This is a genomic window from Burkholderia sp. 22PA0106 (assembly GCF_047497155.1).
Lineage (GTDB): Bacteria > Pseudomonadota > Gammaproteobacteria > Burkholderiales > Burkholderiaceae > Burkholderia.
On record NZ_CP163162.1, the window covers coordinates 2887159 to 2907978 of the forward strand.

Sequence of the window (20820 nt, forward strand, 5' to 3'; positions counted from 1 at the left end):
CGCGGAGCAATGCTTAGTTAACCTTCAGTGCGCCGCCGCGGCCCAGGCCGCCGCGCACGTCCTGCGCCTTGTAGCTGCGCAGTGCCACGACCATCTTGTTCCAGGCGTCGATGAACGCCACGACCGTCGCCTTGCCTTCCGGCGTCGACGAGAAGCCGCCGAGCGCACCACCCGCGCCGCCGCCGAAGCCGGCCAGCGCCGCGCCCCAGTTGGTGGCCGTCGAGCTGCCTTCGGCTGCCGCGATCTGCACGGCCGAGCGCACGTCGAACAGCGTCAGCGTCACGACCGACGCCTTGCTCTTCAGCGTGCCGGCCAGCGCGCCGATCCCGCCGCCGAAGATGCTGCCGACCGCGCCACCCAGGCCGCCGATGGCCGAATCGTTGATGACGATGTTCGGTTCCATGTAGTAGTCGGCCGCAACGCGCTGGCCCTTCTGCTGCTTGGAACCGGCACGGTATTCGCCGGAATTGCGCTGCAATGCGGTGATGCGTTGCAGGCGCGCATCGGTCTTCTGGTTGCCGACCGAGGTGATCACGAAGCAGTTCGACTGCTGCACGGCCAGACGCAGCAGCGGATCGATGGTGGTGATCTTGGTGGCGCTGCCGAACGGACCGAACCAATCCGCGTTGCGGCCGTCGTCGACTGCGATCGTACCGAGCGGAGACGCGCAGTGCTCGAGCGTCGTATCGGCGCCCGCGCTGGTCGCGCCGCCGGCCGCGCCGGTCACGCCGACGTTCTGGCCGCCGGGCGTCACCATGCCGCCGCACGCGGCGAGGGAAACGGCGAGCGCGGCGGCTGCCGTGATCCTGAGGGTGGAAGTGATGTTCATGTCGTTGTCGAATGATGTGAAACGATGTCCGGCTTACGCTTCGGTGCGAACCTCGATAAGCCCCCCGGCATGGTTCGCGAAAGGTAGGTCTCCCCGTCGCGGCCCCCCATGCTTAGGAATCCGTCAATACCAGTACCAGGTCGTCTGCTGCCAGACGCCGTAGTAGGTGTAGCCGGAATTCCAATAGCCGTAATAGACGTCGCGCCATTGCGAACGCCATTTGAAATCGTCCTCGTCGGCCTTCTTGGCCTCGCGCGCCTGCTTCAGCAATTTTTCGGATTCCTTGTCGCCTCGGCCCGCGGCAATCGACAGCCACTTGTCCGCCTCGCGCGGATCGGAGCCCATCTCTTCGAGGCCGAACAGGTAGAACACGCCGAGCGCCTTCTGCGCGCGCAGGTCGCCGTGCTCGGCGGCTTCGCGCATCCAGTTGAGCGCTTGATAGCTGTCCTGACGAACGCCGTCGCCACGGAAATAGCGCAGGCCGAGATCGTAGGCGGCCTTCGGCTGGGTTTTCGCGCTCTGCTTGAGGGCGGCGATGCGTGGGTCTTCCCGATCCTGGGCATCGTCCTTCAGCTCGGTGGTGACGACGTTCTTCGGGCGATCGGCGCAACCTTGATCGTCGCAGATGCGAACCATGTTGCTCGGCTGCGGCTGCACGCAGGCGGCGAGCGCGAGCAGCAACGACGGCACCATTAACAGGCGGAAATTCATGACGGCCCCAGCTCGAATCGAGTCGCTTCGACTGCCGGTTCGGACGCCCGCTACATGCGGTGAATTGCCCGGCGCCGGGAAGGCGCGCAAGCCAAACGTTTCAAAAGTCGGCAGGCGCGCGGCCCGCGGTTTCTCTCTGCCGGAACTGTCTGGCGGTCGAACTGTCTCTCATGAGCGCAAGCGCTCGCCTGCGCCGGCCTGGCACCCGCGACAACGAGCCATCGATCGACGATCCCTGCGGGACCCCACGCGGTTCGTCATCCTTAAGATGACGATATCAATTTGAGAATTCAGCGCGAGCCGTGTGTTTCCGGCTTTTCGTGAAGCTGAATCCTAAATTCTCCAGTCGAAAACGCGAGTGCCCTTCCGTCCACGATTCGTTTCCATGCGTCTCAATCGTATGGAATCCGGAACTTTGCATCCGGACGCACGGACGGCGATTTCGGGCATCATGGCGGCGCCCGCGTCGCTCGGCGGGCGCCGGTTGGCGCAGGCCGCCGGCTCGTACGAAACCCGACGGCGCAGCCGGCATGGCCGCCCGCACGCGCCGCATCACGCCATATCCCGCAGAGAGTCAGCATGCTCCGTTCCCTTGTCGCCCTTGGCGCGAATCGGGCGTCGCGCCGGCCGCGCCACGCATCGCCCACATCCCTCATGGTTGCGTGCGCAAGCATCATGTACGCAATCGCGCCGCCCGCTTTCGCCCAATCGGTTCGAACCCATTCGGAGGTCGCCGGCACCTCGCTGGTGGCGCTGTCCGTGCTGCCCCGCTCGCCCGAACGCGCACCGCTGCCCGAGTTCTGCGCGCACTATCGCCTCGACGCCAAAGCGCTGTCGCCGGCCGGCCGCGCGGTCGAGACGATGGGCTGGTTCGCGATGTCGGAGGCCTCGCTCGGCCGCTATCGCGTGGTGTCGTTCGCCAGCGGGTTCGATCCGGGCACGAGCGCGATCTGCACGCCGCACAACACCAACCTCGGCGTGTTCGACGGCGCAAAGCTGGTTGCGCTCGCCTATCTCGCCCGCTCGGCGCCCTGGCAGTTCGGCACGCTCGATCCGCTCGAAACCGGCGGCCTGCTGATCGGCGAGGGCGAACGCGTCGGCGGCCCGGTGGCCGAATTACATCAGCAGGACGAAGGATTGGCGTTGACCGGCGTGGCCGCGTCACGCTCGTTTTGCGGCGGGCGCGCGACGGTGCCGAACGTATTCGGCAAATCGATCGCCGCGGCCCGCACCATCCTGATCGCGGCCGGCTGGCAACCGGTGCGCCCGGCGCAAAAGCCCGGCCCCGACGACGCGGCGTCCGACCTGGCGAAACACGGCGTGATCGAGGCGGACACCTGCTCGGGCACCGGCGTCGGCTATTGCAGTTACCGCTACCGCAACGCGGGCGCCGCGCTGTCGGTAGTGACCGTCGGCGGCGACCCGGACCCGCGCAACGACAACGTGGTCGGGGCCAACGCGCAATGCGGCCCGGCCGGTGCGCAGCCATCCCATTGAGCCGGCAACGATTGATCGCGCAATAATCGAGGAACCGGCGTATGGTCACGCTCTGACTGAACGCCGCCCGGCTTTCAGTTTCGTTACTTGCCGCTCCTCCCCGACTCATGACGCGATCTCTTTCTCAATCGGCGCTGCTCTGGATCGTAGCCGCCGGCTTCTTCATGCAAGCCCTCGACACCACCATCGTCAACACGGCGCTGCCGTCGATCGCGCACGCGTTCGGCGAGGCCACGCTGTCGATGCGCTCGGTGGTGGTGGCCTACACGCTGACCATGGCGATGCTCACGCCCGCCTCGGGCTGGCTCGCCGACCGCTACGGCACGCGCTCGGTCTACTTCGCCGCGATCCTGGTGTTCTCGATCGGCTCGCTCGCCTGCGCGGCCTCGCACACCACCTCGCAACTGGTGATCGCGCGCATCGTGCAGGGCATCGGCGGCTCGATGCTGCTGCCGGTCGGGCGGCTCGCGGTGCTGCGCAGCGTGCCCGGCGAAGCCTATGTGGGCGCGCTCGCGTTCGTCTCGGTGGCGGCCCAGGTCGGCCCGATCATCGGCCCGACGCTCGGCGGCTGGTTCGCGCAGGCGCTGTCGTGGCGCTGGATCTTCTTCGTCAACGTGCCGATCGGCGCGGTCGGCCTGCTCGCCGTGTTGCGCTACCTGCCGGCGGACGGCCTCGCCGAACGCGAGCCGTTCGACCTGATCGGTTGCGTGCTGCTGTCGCTGGCGATGCTGGCCTGCTCGCTAGCGCTCGACATGCCGGCCGTGCCCGCGCGCGGCATGTGGATCGCCGCCGCCACGCTCGGCGGCGCGCTGGCCGTGCTCGGCTACGTGGCGCACGCGCGCCGCCGCGAGCGCCCGCTGTTCCGGCTCGGCCTGTTCGCCGATCGCAAGTTCAGCACGGGCCTGATCGGCAACCTGGTGTGCCGGATCGGCACCAGCGCGGTGCCGTTCCTGCTGCCGCTGCAAATGCAGCTCGGCTTCGGCTATTCGCCGCTGCATGCGGGCCTCGTGCTGCTGCCGGCCGCGATCGCCGGCGTGATCACCAAGCGCTGGATCGCGCCGCTCGTGAAGCGCTTCGGCTACGTGCCGTTCCTCAAGGTGAACACGTTGATCGTGGGCGCGTCGATCCTGGGCTTCGCGGCGATCGCCCCGCATACGCCGCTGCTGGTCGATCTCGCGTTGCTGGCCGCGTTCGGCGGCGCGAACTCGATGCAGTTCGCGGCCATGAACAGCGTCACGCTGAAGGATCTCTCGCACCGCGACGCGAGCAGCGGCAACGGCCTGTTCTCGATGGTGCAGATGCTCGCGATGGGCCTGGGCGTATCGATCGGCGGCGGCTTCGCGAGCCTGCTGGCCGGCCCCGACGGCAGCGAATTGTTCGGTATCCGGATGAGTTTCCTGCTGGTCGGCGCGATCACGGTGGCCTCGACGTTCGTGTTCGGCTCGCTCGGCAACCGCCCCTCCGTCGCCGGCACGCGCTGAAGCAAAAGCGCGAGCGGCCGGCCGCCGCCCCCGCTTTTTTGGCGACCTATACTTCGGACTTCGCCGAAGTGTAGTTCTGAAATCGCAAATACTTTCGACAAATTTGGCTCTCCAGAATGCTTCTCGACGCGGCGCCGACGGTGGGTCGGCAGGGCGGCACACCGATTCAGCACGAGGAGAGAACGATGAAACAGCACTGGATGGCAATGGGGTTCGCGGCGCTTGCCGGCGGGACGATCGCGACGGGCGCGCATGCGGCCGACGAGCAGGTCGTGAAGTTCGGGCTGACCGGCCCGCTCACGGGCTCGCAGGCGGCCACCGGCAAGGATGACGAGAACGGCGTGCGGCTCGCGATCGAGCGCCTGAACGCGCAGGGGCTGGTGATCGGCGGGCGCAAGACGCGCTTCGAGCTGATCTCGCAGGACGACGCCGGCGACCCGCGCACCGGCATGACGGTCGCGCAGAACCTGATCGACGCGAAGGTCAATGCGATCTTCGGCCCGTTCAATTCCGGCGTGGCGCTGCCGATCTCGGCCCCCGTCAACAACGCGAACATCGTGCTGGCCACGGTGGCGTCGAACCCGTCGATCACGCAGCACGGCTATCCGTTCGTATTCCGAATTTCCGCGAGCGACACGCAGCTCGGCGCGCGGATGGGCACGTTCGCGGCCAAGCAACTGAAGGTGACGCGCATCGCCGTGGTGGACGATCGCACCGCCTACGGCCAGGGCCTCGCCGAGCAGTTCATCGCGGCCGCGAAGGCGAACGGCATCGAGGTGGTGGACCGCCAATACACGTCGGACAAGGCCACCGATTTCCTCGCGATCCTCACGCATATCAAGGGCGCCAACACGCAAGGCGTGTTCTACGGCGGCTATTACGCGCAGGCCGGCTCGATGCGCAAGCAGATGCAGCGCCTCGGCATGAAGGGCTACCTGCTCGGCGGCGACGCAATGTGCAACGAGGAACTCGCGAAGCTCGGCGGCGATGCGGTGGACGGCAACGTGTACTGCCCGCAAGGCGGCCCGGTGTTGAGCCAGACGCCGGCCGGCCGGCAGTTCTCGGCCGACTACGCGAAGCGCTTCAACACGCCGCCGCTGACCTACAGCGCGGCGCTGTACGACGGCGTGAACATCGTGGCGCAGGCGATGGTCAAGGCCGGTTCGACCGATCCGGCCAAGTATCGCGCGGCGCTGCAGGCGATCGACGCCGACGGCATCTCGGGCCACTACCGCTTCAACCAGGACCGCGACCTGACCGATTCGCCGATCACGATCTACACGTACCGCAACGGCACCCAGGTGGCGTTGGCGCCGGGCGAGAAGTAAGCGCTCCGCACGCCGCCCTCGCGCCACGCGTTTTCACGAAGCCCGACCGCGCCGTTGCGCGGCCGGGCTTCGATCATCGTGCATGAGGGACTCACGTGCAAATCCAGGATACCGACCTCAAGCTGCTGCGCATCTTCGCGACCATCGCGCAGTGCGGCGGCTTTTCCGCGGCGCAATCGGCGCTGAACATCGGCGCCTCGGGCATCAGCGAATACATGGCGCAATTGGAAACGCGTCTCGGCCTGCGGCTGTGCGAGCGCGGCCGCAGCGGCTTCCGGCTGACCGACGACGGCGCGCGGCTTTACGATGCCGCGCAACGGCTGCTCGGCGCGGTCGAAATCTTTCACATGGAAGCGGGCGCGGTGCGCAACCGCCTGCAGGGCGTGCTGCGCTTCGGCCTGATCGAAGCCACGTTGACCGACCTGCATTCGCCGCTGCTGCCGGCGATTCGCGAGTTCGGCCAAAGCGCGCCCGAAGTGCGGCTCGACCTGCAGATCGCCGCGCCGGCCAGCCTCGTCCAGCACGTGCTCGACGGGCAATTGCATCTGGCCGTCGGGCCGTTTCCCACGCGCACGCCGGGCATCACCTACACGCCGCTCTACCGCGAGGAACAGGGCCTGTATTGCGCGGCCACGCACCCGCTCGCCGCGCGCGCCGACGGGCAGGTGCCCGCCTCCGAGCTGGCCGGGTGCCGGCTCGCCGCGCGCTCGTATCTGGCCGAGCAGGAGCTGGCGTTGCTGGGGCTGCCACAGGCCGCCGCCACCGTCGACAACGTCGAGGGCCGCGCGATGCTGATCCTGTCGGGCAACACGCTCGGCTTCCTGCCGCCGCACTACGCGAAGCCGTGGGTGGATGGCGGGCTGATGCGCCGCATCGATCCGGCGCGCTACGCCACGCATCTCGATTTCGACATCGTCACGCGCAAGAACGCCGAGCCGACCCGCGTGGTGCAGGCATTCCGCGAATGCCTGATCGCGGCGGCGGACGCGCTGGCGGGGCCGGCCGCGCGGTAAGCGCGAACCCGGCCCCGCCGGTTTGCCGTCTGATTTTTTACTTCGGGTGCCTTACTTTACGGCTTCGGCGTTGGCCGCTTCGACCCGCCGCAGCTTGCGCTGGTGCATCACGCGGCCGAGCGTGTTGAGCAGCAGTTGCGCGGCCAGAATCGACGTGCTGCCCGAGTGATCGTAGTCGGGAGCCACTTCCACCAGATCGATGCCGATCACGTCGCCCTGCGCGGCCAGCCCGGCGAACAGCTCCAGCCCTTCGTAATAGAGCAGGCCGCCGTGGCTCGGCGTGCCGGTGCCCGGCGCGATCGACGGATCGAAGCCGTCGATGTCGATCGTCAGGTAATAGCGCACACCCTTCGGAATCCTGTCGAGTACGCCCTGGATGCCGAGGCGGCGCAAGTCGCGCACCGAGATGATGTCGGAGCCCATCTCGCGTGCCTGCGCATAGCCTTCGCGCGCCGTGGACGACACGTTGCGGATGCCGATCTGCGTCATGCCCGTCACCACGCTCTTTTCGGCCGCGCGGCGCAGCGGGTTGCCGTGACCGTAGCGCACGCCATGACGCTCGTCGACGAAATCGAGGTGCGCGTCGATATGGACGATATGGAACGGCTCCTGGCCGGCGAACGCGTTGATGCAGGGGATATTGATCGAGTGATCGCCGCCCATCACCACCGGCAGCGCACCCGCTTCCAAAATCTTTCGCACACCGAACTCGATGTTGTCGTGGCTGCGCTCGGTATTGGTGTGGACGATGTCGGCATCGCCGATATCGACGATCTTCACGTCCTCGGCCGGCAGATAGGTGACGTCGTCCTCGAAATCGTAGGCGCCGCCGTGGCCGAACGAGAACAGCGTTGACGCTTCGCGGATCGAGCGCGGGCCGAAGCGCGCGCCGGCGCGCCATTGCGTGCCGCAATCGAACGGCGCGCCCATCACGGCGATATCGGCGTCGATGTGATCCCAGTCGAGACACAGTGGCGATTTGGCGAACGTGCAGATGCCGACGAACGGCAGGTTCAGGCGGCCGCTGTCGTAGGCGTTGGTGGACATGGTGGCTCCGTCTCTAGGGGATCGGGCCAGTGTAGAAGTGCGACCGTACGGGAAAAATACCGGAATCGCGAAGCTCGTTTCGGCGATTGCCGAAGTGAACGGTTCGGAAGGCGGGTTCGGAAGACGGGAAGCGGTTCGACGCGGCACGGCGGGCGCGCTGCGTCGAACCGGAGGCGGCAGGCTCAGGCCGCCGGCATGCGCGCCTGCAACGGCACGCCGAGGTCTTCCAGCTGTTCGCGCGTGAGCGTCACGTCAGCCGCGATCAGCGCGCGGCCCTGCACGTAGTCCTTGGTGGCGTTGACGGCGTCGAGCGCGATCACGCGGCCGGCGCGCAGATACAACACGGCGAACGCGCGGGCCGCCACGTCGCCGCGCACGGCGACCTCGTCGTAACCATCGGGAATCCCGGCCATCTGGATGCGCAGGTCGTACTGGGTCGACCAGAACCACGGCACGCCCGGCTTCGGCTGCGGCTTGCCGACGATCGAGGCGGCCACGATCTGCGCGTGTTCGAGCGCATTCGGCACGCTCTCGATGCGCAGCGCGTGGCCGGTCACGAGCGGATGCACGCGCAGCGCGCAATCGCCGATCGCGTACACATCGGGCAGGCTGGTGCGGCACTGCTCGTCCACCACCACGCCGTTGCCGCCCTGCGCACCCGCGTCGAGCAGGCCCTGCACGGTCGGCACGATGCCGATGCCGGCGATCACCACGTCGGCGGCGAGCGAGCGGCCATCGGCCAGCTCGACGGCCGTGACGCGCCCGTCCTGCCCCTTCAGCGCCGTGACCTGCGCGCCCGTGACGATCTCCACGCCGCGCCCGCGGTGCTCGCCCTCGATGAACGCGGACAGCGCCGCGCCCGCGACGCGCGCCAGCAAGCGGTCCTGCGCCTCGATCACCGTGACGCGCACGCCGCCGAGCTTGGTCAGCGACGCGGCCGCTTCGAGGCCGACGTAGCCGCCGCCCACGATCACGACATGCTCGCGCCCGGCCAGATCGGCCTTCAGCCCGTCGATGTCGTGCTTGCCGCGAATCACGTGCACACCGGCCAGCGTCGCGCCTTCGCAGGCCAGACGGCGCGGCGCGCCGCCCGCGGCCCACACCAGCTTGCGATAGCCGAGCGTGGTGCCGTCGGCCAGGCGCACGCGGTGCGCCTCCGGCTCGATCGCCTCGACACGCTGCGACAGGCGCACGTCGATATTGCGTTCGAGCCAGGCTTCGGCGGTGCGGAAGCGGATCTGCTCGCCGCCGCGTTCGCCCGTGAAGTAATCCTTGGTCAGCGGCGGCCGCTCGTAGGGCAGCTCGGCCTCGTCGGACAGCAGCGCGACGCTGCCATCGAAACCGGCCTTGCGCAATTCGGCCGCGCAATTCGCGCCCGCATGCCCGGCCCCGACGATCACCACATCCAATACGTCCATGCTTGTTCCTCTGTTCTGTTATTGCTTCGATCCGGCCGGCGCGGCGTTTCGAACGCCTCGGCCTGGCAGCGGGTGAATCGGCGAACGAGAGTATCGCCGTTCGTTGCACCAGCGGCAACGGGTCGGACGTTCGGTTTCGGGCCGCAGGATTGGCCGCTCAGGCCGCGTCGTCGATCGACAGGCCCAGCGCCGCCGCCAGTTGTTTTGAAGTCCGCACGATCTGTGCGGCTTCCGGGTAGAGGCTCGCCTCGCTGCCCGCTTCGAGCCAGGCCAGCACGCGCATGCCGGCCGCCACCCCGGCTCGCGCGCCGAGCGGGCTGTCTTCCACCACCACGGCCTGCGCCGGCATCACGCCGAGCCGCTCGGCCGCCAGCAGATAACCGTCCGGCGCGGGCTTGCCGGCCGCCACGTCGTGCGCACACACCGCCACGGTCAGGTATTCGCCGAGCGCCAGCGCAGCGATACCCGATTCGAGCGTGTTGCGCCCGGCGTTCGACACCACCGCCTGATACAGGCCCGCGTGCTGCGCCGCGCGGCACAGTTCGAGCGCGCCCTCGCGCGCGCGCAGTTGCCCGAGGCTCGCGATGAAGGTTTCGAAACGCACCTGCGACCACGTCGCGAAATCGAACGCACGGCCATAACGCTCGACGCAGAATTCGTACGAGGCGCGGCCGGTCATGCCGAACGTCTGCGCGTGCAGCGCATCGTCCGGCTCCTCGCCGAAGTGGCGCAGCGCGGCCACCAGCGAGGCGTAATGCAGCGGCTCGCTGTCGGACAGCGTGCCGTCCATGTCCCACAGAATCGCGCGATACGGCAGCGGTGCGTCGGTGGAGCGGACGGGATTGCCGGTGTCGGGCAGGTCTGAATTGGGCATGGCGGTAGGGCGACGGGCGGATGAGGAGGTGACGAGGATGCGGGCAAAGCGATTGCGTGCGCAACGTGTGCAGCGGCCTCGATTGTAGAACGTGGCGCGAACCGGCGCGGCCGCGCAGCGTGCCGCCGCGCCTCGCACCAAACATTACGTTTTCCTATCGAATCATCGTTGCGCCGTCGAGGCGCGCCCGGTTCGGCGGCGTAAAAGCAAGCCTTGATCCTGCCCCGTTTCGCCTTCCAGACCGTCCCTCAACCGCCATCCGCGACAAACCGCCCCTTGCAAACGCTTATTACTACAAAATCTTAGAACAATCAGGGCGATCATTCCCGCACCGAAGCGAGCCCGAGAAATCCAAATAAATACAATAAATTCAAATACTTGATAGAAATACGAGCGCACCGGCCACAGGCCTTCCCACGTTGTGGTTTTTTGGCACCGGGTAGGCATATCAGGGAAATCCATTATCATTGCGCCCGGAACTATTCAAAAACTGATCGTGAACCCCGTCGCTTCTCTCGCCGCACCCGTATCGCTGGACCTTCCCGGTCCCGGTCCCATCATCAAGATGCCCTACGTCCAGACGGGCGAAGGCGACGTCGTCGTGTTCGTGCACGGCTCGCTGTGCGACTTCCGATTCTGGCAACCGCAGCTCGCCGGCCTCGCAACGCAATTCACCTGCATCGCGCCGAGCCTGACGCATTACTGGCCGGCCGAGCCGTCGGACGACCTGCCCGCCTTCAGCGTCAGCAACCACGCCGATCAAGTGGGCAAGTTCCTGCGCGGGCTCGACGCCGGCGCCGTGCACCTGGTCGGCCACTCGCGCGGCGGCAGCGTCGCGTTCCAGGTGGCGCTGCGCTTCCCGGAACTGGTGCGCTCGCTCACGCTGTGCGACCCGGGCGGCACGCTGACGGGCATCGAAGCCTCCACGCCCACCACGCTCTCGCTCGAAACCAAGCGCCTGCGCACGCGTGCGGTATCGCTGATCGCCAATGGCGAAGTGGATGCGGGCCTCGAACTGTTCGTCGATTCCGTCAGCCGCGCCGGCTCCTGGCAAAAGAGCCCGCAAGGCTTCCGCACCATGACCACCGACAACGCCCGCACGCTGTCGATGCAATTGCGCGACCCGCTGCCGGCGTTCTCGGCCGAGGTGGCCAGCCGCATCGCCTGCCCGGCGCTGATGATCGACGGCGAGAACAGCCCGAAGCCGTATCGCGAGAACGCCGCCGCGCTGGCCGGCTGGATCGACGGTGCGTCGCGCGTCACGATCGAAGGCGCCTCGCACGGCATGAACATGGCCCGCCCGAGCGCGTTCAACCGCCACCTGGCGGCGTTTCTTCAGAACGTCTAAGCAGCACTGCATCGCAGTCCTGCCTAAAACGGCCGGCCCCGAGTTGATCGGGCCGGCCGTTTTGCCTTGATGCCGCCGGATCGACGCGCGCAAGCCCGCCCGGCACGGTAGAATCGCCAACGATTCTTATTTGCATCCTTCCGCGGCACCGCCATGCGTATCCTCGTCGTCGAAGACGATCCCGACATCCTCGCCAATATCTCCGGCCATCTGGGCAACCGCGGCCATATCGTCGATTGCGCGTTCGACGGCTTGCAGGGCTACGCGCTCGCCACCGCGCACGAATTCGACCTGATCGTGCTCGACCTGATGCTGCCGCGGCTCGACGGCTACAGCCTGTGCCGCAAGCTGCGCGAGGAAGCGCGGCTGGAAACGCCGGTGATCATGGTCACCGCGCGCGATACGCTCGACGACCGCCTCGAAGGGTTCGATGCGGGCGCCGACGATTACCTCGTCAAGCCGTTCGCGCTGGCCGAGCTGGCCGCGCGCGTGAAGGCGCTGCTGCATCGCACGCGCCGCCCGGCAGCACGCACGCTGCAGGTGGCCGATCTCGCCTACGACGTCGAGACGCGCACGCTGACGCGCGCGGGCGACACGCTGCGGCTGCCGCCCGCCCCGCTCAAGCTGCTGCAGATCCTCATGCAGGCCAGCCCGGCCGTGGTGCACCGCGCGCGGCTGGAAGAAGCGCTGTGGCTCGATTCGCCGCCCGACAGCGACAGCCTGCGCACGCACATCCACCTGATCCGCCAGGTGATCGACAAGCCGTACGGCGCGCCGCTGCTGCGCACCGTGCACGGCATCGGCTACCAGCTTCAGGACCCGCAGCGTGTGGAACCCTAGGCGCACGCTCGCGCGCCAGTTGATCCTCACCTACCTGCTGGTGGCGGTCGTGGTGGCCGCGCTGCTGTCGCTCGCCTCGCTGTGGGCAATCGATACGCTCGAAGTGCATTTGCAGCGCATCGACATGGGCATGGCCGTCAACCGGATTCGCGACGAATACCTGAACGGGCGCGACGTGGGCCGCGAGGATCGCTTCTTCCACGGCGCACCGGGCAGCAGCGCGTTTCCGCCGTGGCTGCGCGCGCTGCCGCCCGGCTTCAGCAAGATCGAACACGACGGCCGCCAGTGGCACGCGATGGTCGACGATCAGGACGCCACACGATATCTGCTGCTGCGCGACTACACCGAGTTCGAACACCGGCAACAGCGCTCGCACTGGATCGCCGTGGGCACCATGGCCGGCGCGCTGATCCTGGCCTTCATGCTCGGCGGCACCATCACGCGGCGCTTCGTGCGGCCGCTGCTGCGGCTCGCCGCGCAGGTGGGCGAGCGGCCCGCGCTGCCGCCGCAAACGCGCTTCGCCCACGAATATCCCGACAACGAGATCGGCCGGCTGGCCGCCGCGTTCGACGAAACCTACAACCAGCTCGAAGCGGCGTTGCAGCGCGAACGGCTGTTCACGGCCGACGTGGGCCACGAACTGCGCACGCCGTTGATGGTGATTTCGAGTTCGGCCGAGCTGCTGCTCGACGGGCCGGGCTTGAGCGACGCGCAACGCAGCCGGCTGCAGCGCATGCACACGGCCACCAAGGAGATCGACCAGCAACTGGCCGCCTACCTGATGCTGTCGCGCGGCGCGGGCGACACGCACGGTTTCCTGATGGCCGGCGCGGTGGAAACCGCCCGCGACGAAACCGGCCGCTGGCGCGCGCTGGCCGCGCAGCGCGGCTTCGCGCTCGAACTGGAAACCGATGACGACACGGGCGACGAGGCTACCGTGCCGCGCTATCCGTCAGCACTGCTGCGCATCGTGCTGTCGAACCTGATCCGCAACGCGTTGCAACATGCCGACGGCGGCACGCGCATTCTGGTGCGCGCCGCGCCCGGCTCGCTCGAGGTGAGCGACGACGGCAAGGGCATCGCGTTCGAGGCGCAGGCGGGCGTGTTCGCGCCGTTCGTGCATGGCGAGCACGCCGACGCCGGCAACCTCGGGCTCGGGCTGTCGCTGGTGCAGCGGATCTGCCAGCATCAACGCTGGCGCGTCACGCTCGATTCCGCGCCGGGGCGCGGCTGCCGCTTCCGGATCGACCTGCGAACCGACGAGCCGAAGCGGCGCTTCTGACTCAGACGTCGGCCCACATCCGCAGCAGGTTGTGATAACTGCCCGTCAGTTGCAGCAGCGAGGTTTCGTCGGCGCCTTGCTGCGTGAGCCGCTGAATCGCCACGTCCATCTCCAGCAGCAGGCTGCGCTGCGCATCCTCGCGCACCAGGCTTTCGATCCAGAAGAACGACGCCAGCCGTTCGCCACGCGTGACCGGCGCGACGCGATGCACGCTCGACCCCGGATACAGGATCATGTCGCCGGCCTTGAGCTTGACGCGCTGTTCGCCGAACGTGTCGCGCACGACCAGTTCGCCGCCGTCATACGTATCCGGCTCGCAGAGGAACAGCGTCGCCGACAGGTCGGTGCGCACACGCTCGCGCGATTCGCGGATGCCGCGCACGGCGTTATCGATATGGAATCCGAACGCTTCGCCGCCCGCATAGCGGTTGAACAAAGGCGGGTAGATCTTCTTCGGCAGCGCGGCCGACATGAATACCGCGTGCTGCGCGAGCCGCCGGATGATCTCGTCGCCCACTTCGCGCGCGAGCGGATCGTCGCCGGACAACTGGCGGTTGTCCTTCACGCGCTGCGATTGCACGCCGGCCGTGACGCGCCCGTCCACCCAATCGGCCGCGCGCAGCCGCGCGGCGATCGCCGCCGCTTCTTCCGGGCTGAACACGCCCGGCACTTCCACCATCATGATTGCTCTCCCGTATGCGGCTGCATGGCGCCCATGCCTAGAACTTCACGTCGGCCGTCATCAGCACCGTGCGGCCCGCGCCGGGCACGCCGTAGATCTGATAACCGTCGAGCGACGCGCCGATCGCCGAATAGTAGAACTTGTTGAATAAATTCTGCACGTTGAGGCTGACCGTCAGATGCTTGTTCACGTCGTAGCGCGCGGCCAGCGAGTGCAGCCAGAACGCCGGGGCCTTCTCGTTGTCGGCCACGTACACCGGATGCTTGCCGTTCGCGCCGTTCACCGTGCTGCTGGTGTTGTTCTGGCCGCCGACATAGGCGTTGTCGGTGTAGCGGCGCGTGCCGACATACTGCACGCCGTAGCTCACGCCGAACTTCGGCGTGAGCTGGTACGACGTCCACAGGTTGAACGTGGCGTTCGGTACGTTGCCGGGCCGCGCGCCCTCGTTCGCGCCCTTCGTGATGCGCCCGCGCATGCCGGCGAAGCCCGCGAACGCCGACCATTTGTCGGTGATGTTGCCGGACATGCCCAGCTCGATACCGTCCACGCGCTTCGGCGGCAACTGGCGCACCACCGTGGTGGTGCTGTCGCCGTAGTCCCACGAATCGCTCAGTTCGGTGCGGAACAGCGCGCCCGTGAGCGACAGGCGGCGATCGAACAGGTCCCACTTGGTGCCCACTTCCCAGGTCTTGGCCGTGGCCGGCTTGACGCTCTGGCTGGTGGTGTCGCCGTAGATCACGTTGTTGGTGGTGCCGCCCACCGCCGACGGCTGCGTGGCCTGGCTGTACGACGCATACAGGCTGCCGAACGGCACCGGCTTGTAGGTGATGCCGGCGCGGCCGCTCCAGGCGCCGTCGTTGCTGCGCGCGACGGTATGCGCGTTGGCCGCGCCGTTCACCTGCTTGACCGAGAAGCGGTCGTAGCGAATCGCGCCGTCGACGATCCATTTCGGCGTCAGCGTGACCGTATCGCGCAAGTACACGCCGCCGTCCGTCACCGCCGAGTAATCGCCCGCGCCGCTTTCCACGGTCGGCACCGCGCCCATGCTGGTGCCGTACGAATTGCTCAACGACATCACCGGGTTGGTCGCCGGCCCGAGCACGGTGCGTGTGAGGTCGCCGTAGCGCTCGTGATAGAACTCCGCGCCCGCCACCACGTCGTGATGGATATGGCCCGTGTCGAACGACAGGTTCAGGTTGGTTTCGTTCGCAACGATGTCGTAGCGCTTCGAGGTGCCGTAGTTGTTGCCGCGCATCACGGCCAGCCCGTTCATGTTCGGATCGAGCGCGTAGCCGCTGTACGACTGCACGCCCGAGGCGCTCGTGATCAGCGGCCCGGTGCCCACGTAGCCGAGCGAGGTGCCGGCCGTGCTGTTGAAGCGGGCCGGTGCGAGCACCGTCACACGGTCCGTCTGCTCCCAGCGCGTGATGTTGGAAATACGCACGTTGTCGTTGACGTTGTGCGCGGCCTTCACCGTCACGCGGTTGGTTTCGGTGCGGTCCGTGTACAGGTTCGGGTCGCCATACCAGGCGTTGCGCGCGACGCCCGGCATCGGCGCGCCGCCCGTGCCGCGCTGGATCGGAATGCCGCCGTCGGGCACGTTGTCGTCGTGCTGGTGCAGGTAGTCGATCGTGACCGTGGTGGGCGTGCCCAGCCCCATCGCCAGCGAGCCCGCCACGCCCCAGCGGTCGTAGTTCGTGACCGCCCGGCCGTCGACGTCGTTGCTGTGGCGCATCAGGTTCAGCCGCAGCGCCGTGGTGTCATCGAGCTGCTTGTTGAGGTCGGCCGTGACGCGCCGATAGCTCGCACTGCCAAGCGATCCCTGCAAATGATAGGCATCGCCCAGGTGCGCTTCCTTGGTGATCAGGTTGACGCTGCCGCCCGGCGCCGCCACGCCCGATTCGATCGAGCCGGTGCCCTTGAACACCTCGACGCTCTCGGTGTTGAAGGTGTCCATGCGGCTCGCCAGGCCCGCATCGCGAATGCCGTCCGCCGTGAAGCTTTGTTCGGACGAAAAGCCCCGGATCGTGAACATGTCGCCCCAGCCGAGATTGCCCTCGCCCGACGTGAACGTGATGCCCGGCACGTTGCGCAGGACTTCCTGCAGGCTCTGGGCCTGCTGCTCGTCGAGCACCTTCTTCGGGATCACGGCCACGCTCTGCGCCATGTCGAGGATCGGTTGCGTGAATTGCTCGGAGCGGACGAATTCGGTCTGGTAGGACGAACGCGATTCGTGCACGGAAACGGCCGGCAGCGCGGCGGTGGGAGATGTGGCGGGTTGAGCCGATTGCGCGGCTTTGGCCGTGGGCGTCGCCGTGTCGGTGGCACCGCCCGGCTCCGCAACCGCCTGCGCCTGGGCCTGAGCGCCCGAGATCATCGCGATGCCGAGCGTCGCGCCCAGCATGCCCGTCAGCAGCCCCGACGGACGCTTCCCCCTTCCCCGATACGACAACATGCTTATCCTTTCTCTGTAAATACAAATGATTGTTGTTTGCGATACGGATTCTAGGGAGGGGAATGTCAACGATTCGTTAAGACTAACGAAATGAACGTGAAAGGATTTTCGAGGGCGTAGTGCGAGCGCAAGAATCGGGGCGTCGGGCGCATTCGTGTCGGTCACGATGGGGGCACTGTTCTTCTCCCCCCAAAGGAATCGCCATGCACTCTCCCCGTGAACCGATCGCCCCGCACGTTGCGAGCGAGCCGTCCATCCTCTATCTCGGCACGCCCGTGGTATTGATCAGCACCTCGAACGAAGACGGCTCGGCGAACCTCGCGCCGATGTCGTCGTGCTTCTGGCTCGGCTGGCGCGCCGTGCTCGGCCTCGCCGCCTCGTCGAAAACGCCCGAGAACCTGATCCGCACCGGCGAATGCGTGCTGAACCTGCCGTCGCCGGCCGAAGTGGGCGCCGTCGACGCGATCGCCCGCACCACCGGCTCCAACCCGATGCCCGAATTCAGGCGCGCGATGGGCTACGAACACGAGGCCGACAAGTTCGGGCGGGCCGGCATGACGCCGATTGCCTCGGAAACGGTCAAGCCGCCGCGCGCGCTCGAATGTCCGATCCAGCTCGAAGCCGTGCTCGCGGCCACGCATGGCATCGGCGACGACAACCCCGAAACGCGCGGCTTCATCAGCTTGTTCGAAGTCCGAATTACCCGCGTGCATGTGCATCCCGACCTGCTGGTCGACGGCGACCCGAATCGCATCGATCCCGACCGCTGGTCGCCGCTCATCATGAACTTTCAGAAGTTCTATGGATTGCAGCAGCGGCAGGTGCATGGGTCGCGGCTCGGGGAGATTCCGGAACGCATGTATCGCAGCGCGGATGTCGATCGGGCGCGGGGCGAGAAGCGGGTAGCGCGACGCGTGTAATACGCCGTAAATCTCGGCCGGGGTTCGGGAGCCGCGCACGGTCAACGCAACCGTCTCCCGCTTCGTTTCCTGATGAACAAGATCAACGAAAACCGAGGAGATGGCGCGTGCGTCTGCAACGAACACTCATCTATGCATGGCCCCTGATGTTGGCCGCGATGTCGGCGGTGGCGGCGCAGGCCGATACGCCGGCTCCTGCGCCGGCCATGCGCGAACGCGATGTCGTGTACAGCCCCGTGCCGATCGTGCAGCCCGAGCGGCTGGAACTCGCCACGCCGTCCGGCGCGGTGCAGGTGCCGATCGCGGTGTCGCGCGACTGGACGCGGCCGCAGCCCGACGTCACGCGCGCGGTCATCGTGATACCGGGATGGCCGCGCCGCGATCTGGCCTCGGGCGAGCACGCGGCCCGACTCGCCGGCCCCGACGCACGCGACGCGATGCTGATCACCCCACAATTTCTAACGGCGAAGGATATCGCCGCGCATCACCTGCCGGACACGATGCTCCGCTGGCGCGAAGATGACTGGCCGCGCGCCCGGCTGTCCACCGGCCCGGTCGCGATCAGTTCATTCGAGGTCGTCGACGAGATTTTCAAGCGCCTCGCCAACCGGGCGTTGTTTCCGAACCTGCGCTCGATCGTGCTGGCCGGGCATTCGGCGGGCGGGCAGTATGTGCAGCGCTATGCGGCGCTCGGGCGAGGCGAGGCCGATCTCGGCGGCGAACCGATCGCGATCCGCTACGTGGTCGCCAACCCCGCCACCTACCTGTATTTCACCGATGTGCGCCCCGATGGCAACGGTGCGTTCGCGCCGTTCGACGCGAAGCGATGCCCGACGTTCGAGCGCTGGAACTACGGGCTGCGCACCGGCGTGCCGCCCTACGCGGGCGCGCCGGCCACGGCCGAGGCGGCGCAAGCCCGCTATTTGCAGCGCGACGTCGTGTACCTGCTCGGCACCGCCGACAACTCGCCGGACGAGGACTCGGTCGGACACAACTGCGAGGCCGACGCGCAAGGCCTCACGCGCTACGATCGCGGGCGGGCGTACGACGCCTATATCCACATGCTCGATCCGCAAACGCGTCAGCATGTGATCGAAGCACGCGGCGTCGCGCATTCGAGCTGGCGGATATATGCGTCGGCCTGCGGGATGGCGGCGTTGTTTGACAAGCCGGGATGTAGTGATGCGGTTTCGGAACGGCGGTGAGGGGATGGGGAGTAGCGCGATTTACCGTCAATCGCCTTGCGGTTTGTCCTTGATATACGGCGCATCGAACTCCGCGTCGTAAGTCCCCTTCCATGAACGCACGCGTATCAAGGTCGTGTAGTAATACTCATGATTGGCGGACGGTATCCGGCCCACCGGAACCGAGCCGCTGGCGACAAAGCCATTTGGCGTCGCCGCGTCTCCGAGCCAGATGTATGAAACCACGGCGCGTCGTTCATCGAGAATCTCCCGGATGAATTCGATCGCGCCGTGCGGATCGTCCTCAGTGCCCAGCACGGAGAAGAAATGTCCATGCGTTGACGCGTAGCACACCATCACGTCCTGATCGTCCAGCACATAAATCTCCAACGAATCGCCGTTCGATCCCACGGGCGGCGGTACTTGGATCTTGAGGCGGTTCTCTCCGGATTCCGAAATAAAAGAAATATGCTCGCGCCAATTCGGAAAGACGGAGAGAAGGTCCTCCGCCATTTGGCGAGAGAACGGTTCCAGCAATTCGATCATGGTGGCCTCCCCCTGGTTTTCTGGCGTGACGGGAACTTGAGCCGCCAGGCCCCCGCCCGCCCCCCTCGGCGCGCGGCGACCCGGCGTCACGCCCCATCACATCACGATCAACAAGCCCGCAAACACCGCATACAACGCCCCGACCCAGGTCAGCCGGCGGCTATTGATGTGCGTGGCACGAAACACGAACTGCAGATAGATGATCGCGATGGCCGTCATCACCGCGGCCAGGACCGACGGCGTCGCCAGATGCCACGGCGTGAAGAACACGCCGAACGCGGTGGGGATCGTCGCCTGGATCATCATCGCGCCGCTGATGTTGGCCAGCGCGAGCCGCTCCTTGCCCTGCCGCACCCAGATCACCGCGTTCATGATTTCAGGCAGCTCGGTGGCGATCGGGCTGAACAGCAGCGCCGTCAATTGCGGGCTCATGCCGAGCCACGGCCCCACCGCCTCGATCTGATTGACGAACAGATGCGACGCGGCAAAGATCACCACGAGCGCGCCCAGCGTCTGCAGCAGCACCCAACCGAGCGCCGGATTGTCCGAGCGCGGACGCAGCATCAGCGGTTCGAGTTCGCCATGGCCCCCCCCATCGCCGTCGGCCGTCAGTTCGCGCCAGCAATACACCGCGTAGGCCGCGAGAAAGCCGATGCCGAGCAGCGGCTTGTACTGGAACACCACGAGGCCCACGCCGATCTTCACGACGAAGATCGCCAGGAACCACAGCTGGTCGCGGCGCAATTGCGCGGTATTGGCCTGCACCTCGCTCGCGCGGCCCAGGCGCTTCGCCACCGCGAGCAGCGAGACGCCGACCACGGCATAGGCCACGGTACTCAGCGCGAGCGGCCCGCCGATCGCGGCGCCCACGCCGATCTCCTTGGTGGCCGGCGAATCGCCGAACGCCACGGCCACCAGCGTGACGACGCTCTCGGGCAAGGCGGTGCCGAACGCGGCGAGAATCGTGCCGGTGGCCGTCTGCGTCAGGTTCAGCTTCTGGCCGAGCCATTCCACGCCATTGACGAAGGTTTCGCAGGAAAAGTAGATGATGCCGGCCGCGGCCAGCAACAGGACGAACGTCAGGATCATCGCGGGTACCCCGCAACGAAGACGACACCACGGCAGGAGGGATTGAGGGACATCTGTTGTTATCTCCACGGGCCAGGCGACGCAACCATGACGCTGCCTTCCAGCCCGGCCCGGGAGGAAGGAACGTCATAGGTCTCGCCAGGCCGTGGGACACACGGCTGCCGACGCCATGACCGGTTCAGGTCAATTATGTTGACGTCGGCGCTTTGCCGGGGCGGCAAAGCAGACTACTCCCCTAAGACAGGCCGCTATTCTAGCCGATGATTGTGACAGTCC

18 protein-coding genes and 1 riboswitch are annotated in these 20820 nt (G+C 67.0%); of the genes, 9 read left to right on the top strand and 9 right to left on the bottom strand.

The window, feature by feature from the left end; all coding sequences use genetic code 11:
* Nucleotides 1-13 precede the first annotated feature (13 nt).
* Together AB4850_RS12435 and AB4850_RS12440 are read right to left on the bottom strand one after the other, a co-directional pair.
* On the bottom strand, nt 14-829 hold the full coding sequence (locus tag AB4850_RS12435) for a hypothetical protein (RefSeq protein ID WP_414440106.1): 816 nt from the start codon (nt 827-829) through the stop codon (nt 14-16).
* A gap of 123 nt (nt 830-952) precedes the next feature.
* Nucleotides 953-1540, bottom strand: a complete 588-nt coding sequence (locus AB4850_RS12440; protein WP_414440107.1) for a tetratricopeptide repeat protein — start codon at nt 1538-1540, stop codon at nt 953-955.
* 675 nt (nt 1541-2215) lie between these two features.
* Between AB4850_RS12440 and AB4850_RS12445 the strand changes: the two genes are divergently transcribed.
* From AB4850_RS12445 to AB4850_RS12460, 4 genes are all read left to right on the top strand, one after another.
* Nucleotides 2216-3037: a hypothetical protein gene (locus AB4850_RS12445; RefSeq protein ID WP_414440108.1), complete on the top strand. Its 822-nt coding sequence runs from the start codon at nt 2216-2218 to the stop codon at nt 3035-3037.
* A 107-nt stretch (nt 3038-3144) separates the two neighbouring features.
* The gene (locus AB4850_RS12450; RefSeq protein WP_414440109.1) at nt 3145-4518 is read left to right on the top strand and encodes a DHA2 family efflux MFS transporter permease subunit; all 1374 of its coding nucleotides are present in this window, start codon (nt 3145-3147) and stop codon (nt 4516-4518) included.
* 185 nt (nt 4519-4703) lie between these two features.
* Nucleotides 4704-5846, top strand: a complete 1143-nt coding sequence (locus tag AB4850_RS12455) for a branched-chain amino acid ABC transporter substrate-binding protein (RefSeq protein WP_414440110.1) — start codon at nt 4704-4706, stop codon at nt 5844-5846.
* Between the two features lie 95 nt (nt 5847-5941).
* Nucleotides 5942-6859: a LysR family transcriptional regulator gene (locus AB4850_RS12460; protein WP_414440111.1), complete on the top strand. Its 918-nt coding sequence runs from the start codon at nt 5942-5944 to the stop codon at nt 6857-6859.
* Between the two features lie 51 nt (nt 6860-6910).
* Here the strand turns inward: AB4850_RS12460 and speB are convergent, their stop codons facing one another.
* From speB to AB4850_RS12475, 3 genes are all read right to left on the bottom strand, one after another.
* The gene (gene speB / locus AB4850_RS12465; RefSeq protein ID WP_414440112.1) at nt 6911-7906 is read right to left on the bottom strand and encodes an agmatinase; all 996 of its coding nucleotides are present in this window, start codon (nt 7904-7906) and stop codon (nt 6911-6913) included.
* Between the two features lie 182 nt (nt 7907-8088).
* A complete protein-coding gene (locus AB4850_RS12470) occupies nt 8089-9324 on the bottom strand; it encodes an NAD(P)/FAD-dependent oxidoreductase (protein WP_414440113.1) in 1236 nt (411 codons plus the stop codon).
* A gap of 157 nt (nt 9325-9481) precedes the next feature.
* Nucleotides 9482-10198, bottom strand: coding sequence for an HAD family hydrolase (locus tag AB4850_RS12475; protein ID WP_414440114.1), 717 nt, complete (start codon nt 10196-10198; stop codon nt 9482-9484).
* A 496-nt stretch (nt 10199-10694) separates the two neighbouring features.
* On the opposite strand from AB4850_RS12475, the gene AB4850_RS12480 reads away from it, so the two are divergent.
* The 3 genes from AB4850_RS12480 (at nt 10695) to AB4850_RS12490 (ending at nt 13668) form a co-directional block, all read left to right on the top strand.
* Nucleotides 10695-11546: an alpha/beta fold hydrolase gene (locus AB4850_RS12480; RefSeq protein ID WP_414440115.1), complete on the top strand. Its 852-nt coding sequence runs from the start codon at nt 10695-10697 to the stop codon at nt 11544-11546.
* A gap of 153 nt (nt 11547-11699) precedes the next feature.
* Nucleotides 11700-12386, top strand: a complete 687-nt coding sequence (locus AB4850_RS12485; RefSeq protein WP_206125961.1) for a response regulator transcription factor — start codon at nt 11700-11702, stop codon at nt 12384-12386.
* On the top strand, nt 12373-13668 hold the full coding sequence (locus AB4850_RS12490; protein ID WP_414440116.1) for a sensor histidine kinase: 1296 nt from the start codon (nt 12373-12375) through the stop codon (nt 13666-13668). The genes AB4850_RS12485 and AB4850_RS12490 overlap by 14 nt, the downstream gene beginning before the upstream one ends.
* Before the next feature lies 1 nt (nt 13669).
* Here AB4850_RS12490 and AB4850_RS12495 read toward each other — a convergent pair whose 3' ends face one another.
* Together AB4850_RS12495 and AB4850_RS12500 are read right to left on the bottom strand one after the other, a co-directional pair.
* Nucleotides 13670-14350: a Fe2+-dependent dioxygenase gene (locus AB4850_RS12495; RefSeq protein ID WP_414440117.1), complete on the bottom strand. Its 681-nt coding sequence runs from the start codon at nt 14348-14350 to the stop codon at nt 13670-13672.
* Between the two features lie 37 nt (nt 14351-14387).
* Nucleotides 14388-16805: a TonB-dependent receptor gene (locus AB4850_RS12500; RefSeq protein WP_414440118.1), complete on the bottom strand. Its 2418-nt coding sequence runs from the start codon at nt 16803-16805 to the stop codon at nt 14388-14390.
* A 203-nt stretch (nt 16806-17008) separates the two neighbouring features.
* Here AB4850_RS12500 and AB4850_RS12505 point away from each other — a divergent pair, with 203 nt between their 5' ends.
* Nucleotides 17009-17725 (top strand): flavin reductase family protein, encoded by a 717-nt coding sequence (locus AB4850_RS12505; RefSeq protein WP_414440119.1) that lies wholly within the window; start codon nt 17009-17011, stop codon nt 17723-17725.
* Nucleotides 17726-17832: 107 nt separating this feature from the next.
* A complete protein-coding gene (locus tag AB4850_RS12510) occupies nt 17833-18930 on the top strand; it encodes an alpha/beta hydrolase (RefSeq protein ID WP_414440120.1) in 1098 nt (365 codons plus the stop codon).
* A gap of 27 nt (nt 18931-18957) precedes the next feature.
* Here AB4850_RS12510 and AB4850_RS12515 read toward each other — a convergent pair whose 3' ends face one another.
* Complete coding sequence (locus AB4850_RS12515) at nt 18958-19455, bottom strand: hypothetical protein (RefSeq protein ID WP_414440121.1); 498 nt, start codon at nt 19453-19455, stop codon at nt 18958-18960.
* Between the two features lie 96 nt (nt 19456-19551).
* A complete protein-coding gene (locus tag AB4850_RS12520; RefSeq protein ID WP_414440122.1) occupies nt 19552-20544 on the bottom strand; it encodes a sodium:calcium antiporter in 993 nt (330 codons plus the stop codon).
* A gap of 141 nt (nt 20545-20685) precedes the next feature.
* A riboswitch (yybP-ykoY riboswitch) is annotated at nt 20686-20792 on the bottom strand.
* Between the last annotated feature and the right edge of the window lie 28 nt (nt 20793-20820).